The organism is Paenibacillus praedii (assembly GCF_049725345.1).
Classification (GTDB): Bacteria; Bacillota; Bacilli; order Paenibacillales; family Paenibacillaceae; genus Pristimantibacillus.
In genome coordinates this window covers 212,730-224,778 of the sequence record NZ_JBMWAM010000001.1, presented here as the reverse complement: position 1 = coordinate 224,778, position 12,049 = coordinate 212,730, and the positions used below count along the sequence as shown (strand labels likewise).

At 50.2% G+C, this 12,049-nt stretch carries 11 protein-coding genes; 7 read left to right on the top strand and 4 right to left on the bottom strand.

The annotated features are described in order from the left end of the window. Positions 1 to 75: 75 nt before the first annotated feature. Positions 76 to 651 carry a phosphate propanoyltransferase gene (gene pduL / locus ACO9K6_RS01055; RefSeq protein WP_424765674.1) on the top strand — a complete coding sequence of 192 codons (576 nt, stop codon included), beginning with the start codon at positions 76 to 78 and terminating at the stop codon, positions 649 to 651. An 86-nt stretch (positions 652 to 737) separates the two neighbouring features. On the opposite strand, the gene ACO9K6_RS01050 is transcribed toward pduL, so the two are convergent. Next, positions 738 to 2,228 carry an MDR family MFS transporter gene (locus tag ACO9K6_RS01050; RefSeq protein WP_424765673.1) on the bottom strand — a complete coding sequence of 497 codons (1,491 nt, stop codon included), beginning with the start codon at positions 2,226 to 2,228 and terminating at the stop codon, positions 738 to 740. 188 nt (positions 2,229 to 2,416) lie between these two features. Here ACO9K6_RS01050 and ACO9K6_RS01045 point away from each other — a divergent pair, with 188 nt between their 5' ends. The 4 genes from ACO9K6_RS01045 to ACO9K6_RS01030 all read left to right on the top strand — a co-directional run bounded on the left by ACO9K6_RS01045 (position 2,417) and on the right by ACO9K6_RS01030 (position 6,558). Beyond that, on the top strand, positions 2,417 to 3,019 hold the full coding sequence (locus ACO9K6_RS01045) for a TetR/AcrR family transcriptional regulator (RefSeq protein ID WP_424765672.1): 603 nt from the start codon (positions 2,417 to 2,419) through the stop codon (positions 3,017 to 3,019). 158 nt (positions 3,020 to 3,177) lie between these two features. Next, positions 3,178 to 4,767, top strand: a complete 1,590-nt coding sequence (gene miaB, locus ACO9K6_RS01040) for a tRNA (N6-isopentenyl adenosine(37)-C2)-methylthiotransferase MiaB (protein ID WP_424765671.1) — start codon at positions 3,178 to 3,180, stop codon at positions 4,765 to 4,767. Positions 4,768 to 4,790: 23 nt separating this feature from the next. Continuing rightward, the gene (locus ACO9K6_RS01035; protein WP_424765670.1) at positions 4,791 to 5,279 is read left to right on the top strand and encodes a YlbF/YmcA family competence regulator; all 489 of its coding nucleotides are present in this window, start codon (positions 4,791 to 4,793) and stop codon (positions 5,277 to 5,279) included. A gap of 115 nt (positions 5,280 to 5,394) precedes the next feature. Further along, positions 5,395 to 6,558, top strand: a complete 1,164-nt coding sequence (locus tag ACO9K6_RS01030; RefSeq protein WP_424765669.1) for an iron-containing alcohol dehydrogenase — start codon at positions 5,395 to 5,397, stop codon at positions 6,556 to 6,558. A gap of 218 nt (positions 6,559 to 6,776) precedes the next feature. On the opposite strand, the gene ACO9K6_RS01025 is transcribed toward ACO9K6_RS01030, so the two are convergent. After that, positions 6,777 to 7,391, bottom strand: a complete 615-nt coding sequence (locus ACO9K6_RS01025) for a biotin transporter BioY (RefSeq protein WP_424765668.1) — start codon at positions 7,389 to 7,391, stop codon at positions 6,777 to 6,779. 122 nt (positions 7,392 to 7,513) lie between these two features. Here ACO9K6_RS01025 and ACO9K6_RS01020 point away from each other — a divergent pair, with 122 nt between their 5' ends. Then, complete coding sequence (locus tag ACO9K6_RS01020; RefSeq protein ID WP_424765667.1) at positions 7,514 to 8,371, top strand: ATP-binding cassette domain-containing protein; 858 nt, start codon at positions 7,514 to 7,516, stop codon at positions 8,369 to 8,371. Next, positions 8,361 to 10,127 carry an ATP-binding cassette domain-containing protein gene (locus tag ACO9K6_RS01015; RefSeq protein ID WP_424765666.1) on the top strand — a complete coding sequence of 589 codons (1,767 nt, stop codon included), beginning with the start codon at positions 8,361 to 8,363 and terminating at the stop codon, positions 10,125 to 10,127. Before ACO9K6_RS01020 ends, ACO9K6_RS01015 begins: the two co-directional genes overlap by 11 nt. On the opposite strand, the gene ACO9K6_RS01010 is transcribed toward ACO9K6_RS01015, so the two are convergent. Both ACO9K6_RS01010 and ACO9K6_RS01005 read right to left on the bottom strand, forming a co-directional pair. Beyond that, the gene (locus ACO9K6_RS01010; RefSeq protein WP_424765665.1) at positions 10,068 to 10,700 is read right to left on the bottom strand and encodes an HAD family hydrolase; all 633 of its coding nucleotides are present in this window, start codon (positions 10,698 to 10,700) and stop codon (positions 10,068 to 10,070) included. The genes ACO9K6_RS01015 and ACO9K6_RS01010 overlap by 60 nt on opposite strands. Then, positions 10,697 to 11,893, bottom strand: a complete 1,197-nt coding sequence (locus tag ACO9K6_RS01005) for an MFS transporter (RefSeq protein ID WP_424765664.1) — start codon at positions 11,891 to 11,893, stop codon at positions 10,697 to 10,699. Before ACO9K6_RS01005 ends, ACO9K6_RS01010 begins: the two co-directional genes overlap by 4 nt. Positions 11,894 to 12,049 lie beyond the last annotated feature (156 nt).

The window sequence follows — 12,049 nt, the reverse complement described above, 5'->3', positions numbered from 1 at the left end:
ATGCAGCCTTTCGGCTGTGTGCTTTTTTTCCAAAGCTTGCCATTCGATTTTGACTACATAGAGGAGAGAGACAGCATGACAAATAAAGAAGTGCCGATTGGCGTATCTGCAAGACATATTCATTTATCAAAGGAGCATGTCGAAGTATTGTTCGGCAAGGGCTATGAGCTAACGGAAATGAAGCCGCTGTCTCAGCCAGGCCAATACGCTGCGAATGAGACGGTAGCGGTCATAGGACCGAAAGGTACGTTTGCAAAGGTAAGGATACTAGGACCCGCCCGTAAACAGACTCAGCTCGAGGTATCACGCACGGATGCCTTCTCGCTCGGGATTCATCCTCCTGTGAGGGAATCCGGAAATATTGCGGGTTCGGCAGGGATTACGCTTCAAGGCCCTGCGGGTGAAGTTGCAATTGAAGAGGGCGTTATCGTTGCTGCCCGTCATATCCACTTCCATACAAGTGATGCGGAGCGATTAGGCGTGACGGATAAGCAATCGCTGCGTGTTCGCTTTAGCGGTGAGCGCGGTGTAGTCTTCGAAAATGTTGTTGCACGCGTATCGGATCAATATGCGCTGGATATGCATATTGATACGGATGAAGCCAACGCGGCCGGCGTTAAAAACGGAGATTTCGCGGAGATTATCGATTAGTCGAGACAGGCAATAAAGAAAAGCTGCTTCTTGATCGTCAACCAGGCGATCGGGAAGCAGCTTTTTCTTATAAAATGTAAGTCGTATTAATGACCCATCATCATCGATACTTCAGGCTTTTCTTCGGGGCTTGAGCCCACTTCCTGCTTCGGTCTGCGCAGCAGCAGAGCTGCGATGGCGCCAATGATGGAAATCGAAGCAAGGATAAAGAACGTGTCGCCGTAAGAAGAATACACAACGTTCGGCCCTGGGCTAGTCGTTCCGTAATGCTCCATACGGTTCGCAAGAAGCGTGGACAAGCCTGCAATAGCAAATGAGGTCATCACCTGCTGTGCGGCAGCAGTGAGCGAGGTTACGCGGCTCACAAGCTCTCTTGGCGCGGATTGCATAATATGCGTATTCAGCGGCATCATCGTTAAGCCCATGCCAGCGCCAATCATAGCAAGTGGGATCATAAGCATGAGAAGCGTGGTATCAGCTGAGATTCCGCTAAGCATGAAGCCTGCAATCGTTACGATCGACAAACCTGTAATTACGACTGGCCGAGCGCCGAAGCGATCAAACAGACGTCCGCCGATCGGCATGAAAATGCCTGCCGCAAGTGCTTGCGGGAGTAAGATGAGTCCCGTGTTAAATGCGGAGTAGCCTTTGGCGATTTGCAGAAAGATCGGAATGAGAAACAAGGTTCCGAATAAAGCGATCTGCACAATCCATTGCAGAACGATACCACGGGTAAAGTTGCCGGACTTGAACACGCGAAGCTCAAGCAGCGGCTCCTTACGGTTTAGCTCGACAAAAATGAAAATGATCAGTGCGATACCCCCTACGATCATTCCTGTTAAAGCTTCCGGCGAAGTCCAGCCTGAGCCGCCCCCGCCTTCACCGCCGCCAGCAGAGCTCACGCCGTATGCCAGCATCGCGAAGGCAAGCGGAGCAAGCAGCATGCCCATGAAGTCGAGCGCGGGAACACGCTTGCGCTCAATAGCAGGCAGCGTCCGCAGTCCGATCATAACAGCGATAACGCCGATTGGCAGGTTGATAATGAAGATCCAGTGCCAGGACACGTAATCGACAAGCCAGCCTGCAACGACGGGACCTAGAGCAGGGGCTAGCAGCATCGGAATACCGATCATGCCCATTACCGCGCCTTGCTTGCCGGGAGGGCTGAGCCGGAATGTAAAGGCCATTGCAATTGGGGCAACCATACCGCCGCCTAGACCTTGAATGATCCGGAATACAATAAGCTGCTCCGCTGTTGTTGCTATAGCGCAAAGCGCAGAACCGATTGTAAACATGATAATCGAGAACAAATAAATTTGTTTGGCTCCGAAGCGGTCGGACATCCATCCAGCCAGCGGGATAACGGCGGCTTGCGCGAGCGCATAGCCGGTGATCGTCCACTGAACAAGCGACATCGGGCTGTTAAAATCAACCATTAAGCCTGGCATGGCGACATTCATTGCCGTACCATCCAAAATGACCATAAACATGCCCACAATAATGGCAAGAAGCGGTGCAAGAATGTTGCGAATCGACATCGGGTCACCTGACGGTGCTTGCTTTGAAGCTGATGTCATATGTTTTCCTCCTATCGTATATAGGGGTCTATTCTTCCTATTTGTTGACCAGCCCTTTACGAACAGGCTACAATAAAAAGATGACCGCAACTATATGCGGACAATTGTCCGCACTACTGAATATTAATGACGATTGGAGCAATTGTCAATTGTTTAATTTGTAGATGCGTAAGAAGGAGAAATAGACGATGACTACACCTGAAAGCGGCAGAACGAAACAAGAACTAAGCAAAGCCATATTGCGTACGGCTAATCACTTGTTTACGGAGCATGGGGTAGAATCGGTCAGTATGCATCAAATTGCAAAATCAGTTGGCATTGGACAAGGGACGCTGTACCGGCGGTATTCCAACAAAGGCGATTTATGCATGGAGATGATGAAAGATAACTTTGAGATTTTCATCAAAGAGATCGAAGAATACTTAGTGCTGGATGCTGAGCGCTCGGTTAAAGAGCGGTTAAATGGAATCATGCGACGCATCATTGCTTTTGTTGACAGGGAATCGAAGTGGCTTGGTGTGATGCAATCCTACAACCGGATGGAGGATCACAAGGCGGATTTTTTTCAAACGCCTCCCTATTTATATTTGCATAGTATTATTAGCGGTTTATTCATAGAGGCCCTTGAACAGAAGGAGATTCAAGATATAGATCCCAGCTATGCCGCGCATTCTTTTATTTCTATTCAAGCTCCGCATACGTTTAGGCACCTTCGGCATGCAATGGGCTACACTTGTGAAGAGATCCAGGACCGGTTTTGCTGTACCTTTGTTGAGCCTTTGTTTAGATGACTATAAAAAAGAACGGGGCGTTACTATCACGTTACTTACTTTAGCGAGTGATTCTAACGTATTTAATTGGATATACATGCGGCTATTGTGCTATAATTTTATATTGGATTCATGACAATAAACAGCTATATTGAGTATAGAGGGAAGTGATTTCATACATGTCGAAGCAGAGTCAAACTACATCCGACCTAAAATCCGATCAGGCTAAGGACTACTCAAAATATTTCGATTTTAGCGACGCGAAAGTGATCAATCAGGATGAGAATTCTACGACCTACCGAATTAAAGGCAGGATCGTCAATATAAACTCGACCCCAAGCCATAAGGATGAGAAGAAGCGCGGCAAAGAGGATATTGAGGTTCATTATGACTTCGCTATTCCAGAGGAGCTGCGGACAATCGGCGCAGGCAAGCATTATTTGATTCAAACGTACGGCTGCCAGATGAACGAGCATGATACCGAGGTTATGAAGGGCATGTTCGAGGAAATGGGCTATAAAGCAACGGAGGATCGGATGCTGGCAGATGTTATTTTGCTGAATACATGCGCCATTCGTGAGAATGCCGAGGATAAAGTATTTGGCGAGCTGGGGCATTTGAAGACGCTTAAGACGGAGAAGCCGGATTTGCTGCTCGGCGTCTGCGGCTGCATGTCGCAGGAGGAATCGGTTGTCGGCCGAATTTTGCAAAAGCATGCTTTTGTCGATATGATCTTTGGTACGCATAACATACATAGGCTTCCGTACTTGCTGCAAAACGCCTATTTCAGCAAAGAGATGGTCGTCGAGGTTTGGTCCAAGGAAGGCGATATTATCGAGAATATGCCGAAGAAGCGGGAAGGGATGCGCGCTTGGGTTAATATTATGTATGGCTGCGATAAGTTCTGTACGTATTGCATTGTGCCCTATACACGCGGCAAAGAGCGCAGCCGTCGTCCGGAGGATGTCATAGCTGAAGTGCGAGACCTCGCCCGACAGGGCTTTAAGGAGATTACGCTGCTTGGCCAAAACGTGAACGCGTATGGCAAGGATTTCGAGGATATGAACTATCGCTTCGGCGATTTGATGCACGACATGTCCAAAATCGATATTCCGCGCATTCGGTTTATGACAAGCCATCCGCGGGATTTCGACGATCATCTTATTGAGGTGCTGGCGACACGCGGCAATTTGGTCGAGCATATTCATTTGCCTGTGCAGTCTGGCAGCACGGAAATTTTGAAGCGCATGAGCCGTAAATATACGCGTGAGATGTATTTAGAGCTTGTTGGCAAAATTAAGAAGGCCATTCCTGATGCGATGCTGACCTCGGATATTATCGTTGGCTTCCCAGGTGAAACGGATGAGCAATTCGAGGATACGATGACGCTTGTGAAAGAGGTAGGCTTCGATTCAGCTTATACCTTCCTCTACTCGCCGAGAGAAGGAACGCCTGCAGCAGGTATGGAGGACAATGTTCCGCTAGAGGTGAAGAAGGCTCGTCTGCAGCGGCTAAATGCGCTTTTGTCCGCCAATGCGAGAGAAAAGAACGAGGAGCTGCGCGGACAGATCGTTGAAGTGCTCATTGAAGGCGAAAGCAAAAATAACGCGAATGTTCTATCCGGACGTACGCGCACGAATAAACTGGTTCATTTGGAAGGGCCGAAGGAATGGATTGGACAATTTATTCAAGCGAAAGTAACCGAAGCGCAAACATGGTACATCAAGGCAGAAGCGCTGGAGCAAGGCGCACAAGAAGCCGTTAGCTAACGGTAAAACAGGAGAGATGACAAATGGCAGAGCAACAAACGGCAGCAAATCAAACAACGAAGCATGACCACGAGCATGGCGGAGGCTGCGGAATTCCAAGTTTTGATACACGTGATTTGATCGTGAAAGAGGATATTCAGCGTAAAGCGAAGGAGCTGGCTGATCTTATTTTTCAATCGGAGGAAGTGCAGCATTATCGCCGCGCCGAGAAGCAAATCAATGGCAATGATCGGATCCAGCAGTTGATTACTCAAATTAAGAAAAAGCAGAAGGAAGTTGTGGCCTTCGAGACAACCTTCAAAAATGCGGATATGGTAAAAAAGATCGAAAGCGAAATGAATACGCTGCAGGACGAGCTGGACGGCATTCCGATTGTTTCAGAATTTCAGCAAAGCCAGTCCGATATCAACTATTTGCTTCAGCTCGTGATCTCCATTGTTCGCGACACCGTTTCTGAGAAAATCAATATTGAGAATGCGTCTGAGCCGGCCCCAGAGGAATGCAGCGACTAAGCTGTTCTGAGCACATTGCGATTAGAAGTACAATAGAGAAAGATACTGGAAGCGTTTGTCGATCCCGACAGGCGCTTCTAGCCTATTAAGGTTATGAAAGAGAGAGGGTATACAAATGAGAGCATTTACATATTACAATCCGACGAGGCTGCTTTTCGGCAAAGACCAACTGAAGCAGCTGCCAGCTGAGGCTGCGAAATACGGAATGCGTGTTTTGCTAGTTTATGGCGGAGGAAGCATTAAGCGAAATGGATTATACGATCAGGTGATTACTGCGCTAGCGGAAGCGGGCTGCCATGTAACAGAGATAAGCGGCGTAGAGCCTAATCCGCGTATTACAACGGTTCGCCGAGGCGCAGAGCTATGCCGCAGCGAAGCGATCGACTGGGTACTAGCGGTAGGCGGCGGAAGCACGCTGGATTGCGGGAAAGCTATCGCGGCGGCAGCCAAATATAACGGTGATTTCTGGGATATCGTGACGAAGAAAGCGAAGGTGGAAGCGGCTTTGCCGCTTGGTACAGTACTTACGCTTGCGGCAACGGGCTCGGAAATGAACGCGAACTCGGTTATTTCAAATGAGGATACGCTTGAGAAGCATGGCTGGAGCAGTCCGTTTGTGTATCCCGCATTTTCTATTCTTGATCCTGCATTCACGGCCAGCGCGCCGAAGGAGCATACCGTCTACGGAATGGTAGATATGATGGCACATGTACTTGAGCAGTATTTCCATCATGATGTGCGCACGCCGGTACAGGACGGCTTTTGTGAGTCGATCATGCGCACCGTCGTTATGACGGCCCCGATGCTTGTGAATGATCTGACGAACCTTCAGCACCGGGAGACGATCTTGTATTGCGGAACAATGGCGCTTAACAATACGCTTTCGATGGGAATTGTGGGAGACTGGGCCAATCACGATATGGAGCATGCTTTGTCAGCCGTCTATGATATTCCGCACGGCGGCGGGCTCGCTATTTTGTTCCCAAATTGGATGACGTATGTGCTCGAGGAAAATGTACAGCGATTCCGTCAATTTGCAGTGCAGGTATTCGGCATTCGCGAGGATGGCCGCACGGATATGGAAATTGCGCAATTAGGCATTTCGGCGCTTAGAAGGTTTTGGACCTCGCTCGGCGCTCCGTCGAGGCTGTCGGATTATGGCATTGACGAAAGTCGCTTAGAGGAAATGGCGCTGAAGGTAGCTGGATCTGGCACGAAGGGCAATTTCCGTAAGCTGACGAAGGATGATGTATTAGCGATTTATCGAATGTCATTGTAAGCATGAAACAAAAGATGCCAATTCAGTTCACTTTAATACAGAAACAAACGTTTTAATGCCGAATATGTAGCTGCCGCACTGACAGAGGAGTTTGGATATGATTCTGGGGTGTTAATCAGCCGTTCATAGGGCTGGGATAGATAGAAAAAACGCTTATACCGATGGGTAGCTCCATTTACGGTAATAAGCGTTTTTTGGTTGTTCGGAAAGATTGATAATTATCCGTTATAAGCTCCTTGCTCAGCTTTGTTGTTAACAGTTGACGTACGGATATGGACAATGTAAGGTGTTAAAGTGATTGCCAGAATTGCGGCTGCTGCTGACTTTAACGCATCTCCGATAATGAATGGAACGAATCCGACGCTCATCGCCTTAGCGAAAGAGAAATCTGTAATGTGCATGAGCCAAGGTATGCCTGGCACATAAGCGAATAGTGAACTAAACAGCTCGAAAATAATGAAAAATACAATAAATGCAATTAATTTATTCCGTTTGGAGACATCGCTTCGCAGAAAAGCGCCGACTGCCAGGCTGACGAATAAAGCACAGAACGGAAAAGCGAATATAAAGCCGCCTGTAGCGCCCGTTAAGTAGGGGATGCCGCCTTGACCGCTAAACAGCTGCAGGCCGAATGCGGCGAGAACGATCACGACAAAGATGCTGAGAAAGGCGTTGCGAGGCGTCAGGAAAAGGCCTGCCAGTGCAACGGCCAACGTCTGCAGTGTAATGGGTACGATGCCGGCGCCGAGCTTTATCGATAGAGAACTCATAACGATAAAAAGGGCTGCGAATAAAGCGATAAATACGAGTGAACGAATGTTGCTGCTTTGCATAATGAATAACGACTCCTTTATGTAGTTGCGGTTTTTTTGTTAACCATTTATATTTAAGTTAGGTTAACAAATCGAATTGTAGCATAGACAATCGTTTTGGGGAAGAGGTTGGGTGAAATTTTTTGGAGCAGACATGTCAGCTTGAGGTAAAGCAGGTAACGGTAACACCCCCTATCTTGACGGTAGGTAGAGGTCAGAAGCCGTTTTCTATTTTGAAGGAGATAAGCTTGTGTGTACATAGAGGGGAATGGGTCACGCTGCTAGGGAGAAACGGCAGCGGGAAGAGCACGCTCGCTAAAGTGCTCGCAGGCTTTCGCGTGGCGGGCGTTACTGGGCAAATCGCAAGAAGCTTGGAATCTGCGAAAGAGGGGATGCCGATTCCAATCGTAATGCAGCAGCCAGAAGCGGCCATGATTGGAGCTACACCGTGGGAGGATGTCGTGCTCATGCTGGAGCAGAACGAGCAGGAGGCTAGCCGCATTACGTCGGATGCAGAACATGCGCTTTGCAGGGTCGGAATGGGCGAACGGCTGCATCAGCCCATTGAAACCTTATCTGGCGGACAAAAGCAGCTTGTTGCGATTGCAGGCTGCTTGGCTGCGTATTCGCCTATGCTTGTACTCGACGAGGTGACAGCAATGCTTGACCCGGAAGCATCGGCTTACGTGCTGAAGCAGGTAAGAGCATTGCACCAATCTGGCGTGACGGTCATTTGGATTACGCAAAGGCTGGAGGAGCTTGAACAGGGCGATCGGATCATCGCGTTGGACAATGGGAGGATTTCGTTTGATGGGCAGCCGGATGAATGGTTTACAAGATCAACTCACGAAGCCCGGGACAGCGCATGCGAACGTTTGGGATTTGAAGCGCCCTACGCAGCTAAGGTGGCTTGGGAACTGGATGAGCAGGGTGTCCGGCTGCGTCCGTTTCCATTCACCCCAGCGCTGCTGGCAGAGGCGGTGAAACACTATGAGCGCTGATTGGAAGCTAAGCTCTGTAGCGGTAAAAGCGGAAGGCGCAAGTAAGCGGCAGCTTCTTAAGGATGTGAATCTGACCTTTAAAGCAGGTCAGATTACGCTGCTGATCGGACGCAACGGGGCAGGCAAATCGACGCTGATTGAGACGATGGCGGGCATACGTCTATGTGAAGAAGGCGTCATCGAGCTTGGGGAGAAGCCACTCTGGACCTACGATGGACGTCGGAAAAAACTGAACCGCGAAGCTGTGCTTGAGCTGGGCATATCGATGCAAAGCTCGGAATCACAATGGTTTGCCGCGACTGTGCGGGAGGAATTTCTTTATTCGCTGAAGCCGTATCAAGTGGATGCGGATACGGCGGAGCAGAGAATGGCAGGCGCACTCGCTCAAACGGGACTGCCTTTGGAGCTTCTCGAGCGTGATCCTTGGACGCTCAGCGGCGGTCAGCAGCGAAGGCTGTCGCTCGCCTGCTTGCTGGCGTGCGAGCCGGATTGGCTGCTGCTCGACGAGCCGACGGCGGGGCTTGACGCCGTCGGCATCCGCCGCCTGTGCGCAGTGCTGGAAGCGCACAGGGCGGCGGGGCGCGGAGCGGTCGTAGCCACGCACGACCTCGACGCGCTGCTGCCGCTCGCGGACGCGGTCGCCGTAGTCAGCGGCGGCACGGTCCGCGAAGCGGCAGTGGCTGCAGCGGCGTCAGCGCATGCTGCAGCGGCGCCGCAGGCGCTGCGCGCCTTGGCTGCGCTGCGCGCCTTGGCTGCGCTGCGCGCGGGGGCGGCTTTGCCGCCGGGCCTGCTGCTGGGGGAATCAGCAGCAGACCTGGCATGTGGCGGCGGGGCGCCATGGCCGGAGCCGCGCGAGGTGGCGTCAGCGCTGGCAGCGGAGCTGAAGCGGCCAGCGCCCGATCGGGCTTTCTTGGAAGAGGATGAGCAAGCTGTAGTCAGCTCGGCAAGTAAAGATAATGGATTAAAAGATACGGGGAGCGGGGCAGCTCAAGAAGAGCGTCAAGTGGAGGTATCCAAGCGGCTTCGCTCAGATCGCTTTGATCCGAGAACGCTCATTGTTGTCTATTTCCTGCTTTCGGCAGCTGTATTTGCGCAAAAAACGCTTTTGGAATTATCGTACACAGCTATTTTTACAGTTTTGCTGGTCACGCCTTTTTGGTCACTTATTTGGCCATGGATTCGTGTCATTAGAGCGTATGCGATAATGATCGTCGTGCTGTGTATCATTGGAGGGATATCCTTCGGGCCATTGGCCTTCAATTGGGATAAGGCACTGCCTGTTTTTATCCGATTCAGCAAGCTGCTGATTATTATGCTGATTGGTATGCCTATGCTTAAATTAATGACACCAATGAGGCTGCAGCGGGCCATTGAACAAACCTTCGGCTGGCTTAGCCGCTTCAAAGTGCCGATTCATTCCTTCGCTTTGCTGGTCACGCTTATTTTTCGGTTTATTCCGTTGTTAATGGGGGAGTGGGAGAGGTTTGCGAAGCTGGCGCACGCAAGAGGCAAGGCGACTGCGCCGCTGAAGACAGTGCCAATCCGAATGCTGCGTTCCATACTTATTCCTTATTTGCGCTCTATTCTTCGCATGGCGGAGCAATTGGCAGATGCGCTGGAAGCGCGAGGGTTCGGCCACACGAAACAAAAGCCGACCTACGGCTTTAAGCTTCGTTTTGGCCGAGCGGATGTAAAACTAATCTTCATTGCTGCGTTTAGCAGCCTGGTTCTGCTCTTGACGGCTAGTCTCCAATAAGAGCGGTGTGACCTTGGATATCCAAACGCCAGCATCATCGGCAAGCAGTGTATGCCAGCCAAGCATCGCAGCTTGCCGTAAATTTTTGTCCTGGTCATCTACGAACAGGATAGTACTGTCCTCAGGCAAATGCGGTATGACATTTGCATAAATTTCGGGATGAGGCTTTCGAAAGCCGGTCGTACTTGAAATGGTGACGCTTCTCCAATACTTCCTATTCGGTTTAACGATGGGCTCAACCCATGAGGGCAGGTGGTTGCTTAGCAGATGGATATCCGCCAAAGTGCTCCATTCCTGCAGCATCTCCATCGCAGGCAACGGCTGAAGGCATCTATCTATCATTGATGGCGCACGATCCATCTGCAGCTGAGGAGCACGTTCTTTCACCCATGCCCAGAACTGTTCTTCGGAAATCGCTCCAGTCCATAATGCCTCGCTTAGCTCCTTCTTATATTCCGTATATAATGCTTCTTCTGAAACATGCGATTCCGCGGCAAGCAGCTGCCAGAAGAGAGGAGACAGATTGGTGACAAGCACACCGCCAATATCGAGAACCAGCTGAGGCTTTGTCACGATCCAGCCTCTTGCGAAAATCTATTTACAGTCCGTTCTTGTCTCGCCCAGACAGCTGCGAGGATAGCTGCAGAGGCACCAAGTAAAGAACCAAACAAAAATCCGCCGTTTAGCCCCCAGCCTTCATTCAACCAGCCGGCCAGGAAAGGCCCTGAGAACATCCCGATCGCATAAAGCGCTTGATATAGTCCCATAGCAGTCGCGCGGCCTGGAATCTCCACGTCTCGAATCGCTAGAGCAAGTAATAGCGGAATATGCAGTCCTTGCGCAAATCCGTTTACCGCCTGCGTGACGATGAGCACGCCGAATGAATCCGCGAAAACCATAGCTGCCGTACATATTGTGCTGAGAAGAAAACCGGCGCCGATCGTTCCCCAATAGCCGAATCGCGGAGTGAACCATCTCGCCGTTACAAGCGAAGCGAAAGCGTGGGGAAGCATAAAGGCAAAAACGAGCACCGTTAGTCCGATCCCTTCGGCCCCCATCTCCGCCGCTTTCAGCGGGGTGAAACCAAACATCGTAATAAATAAAACACCATGCGCCAGTATGGACAACAGAGACACCCGAAGCAGTGACTTGGTACGCACAACACTTTTGATCATAACAAAGGACATTCCCGGCTTATCGCGCTTCTCAGCAATTGGTTCCTTGAGCAGGAAAGCGAGCAGCAGTCCTGCAGCCGCGATAATGGCGCCAAGCGTGAAGGGAGTATTTTTACTGAAATCTTCAGTCAGCCATCCGCTTAGCAGCATACCGATCATTTGCCCGGAAACCGTCATCACGCTAATATTGCCCATGGCGCGGCCAGTCTGTCCAGCCCCGAAATAGCTCGCGTACAGTACGGTAAAGGATACCCAGGTAGAAGCGCAAATTCCCGCCATCAATCTGCCTGCGAGCGGCCATAGCCATGAACCTGGAATAAGAAACAGCAAGCAGCTAAGGCCAGCGGTTACCATACCGAGTAAGATAAACGGTTTTCTTTTGCCCAAGCGATCGGAAAAAATGCCAAGCGGGAAACGGACAAACATTTGCACGAATCCGTAGCTTCCCAGAACGATGCCAATGAATTGGAGAGAGAGTCCCCGGTCACTGAGATAAGGAGATAAAGTTGGGACATAGACATACATGGAGGTCCAGTAAAGAACCGTGATCGTCGTAAACAGCAGCCTTTGCGAAAGTGATATTGGATTCATAATAGCGATTTGCCCCTTTCATCTTCACTTTATCGCATATGGGCTTTCATTGTCACCTCTTAATTGCAAAGCCAAATGGAAATTGTGATCGTAAAGCCTTTTACGATTGAGTTGTGGTTTATCTATATTGGGCGTTGTCAATTCTTATCCTATTGA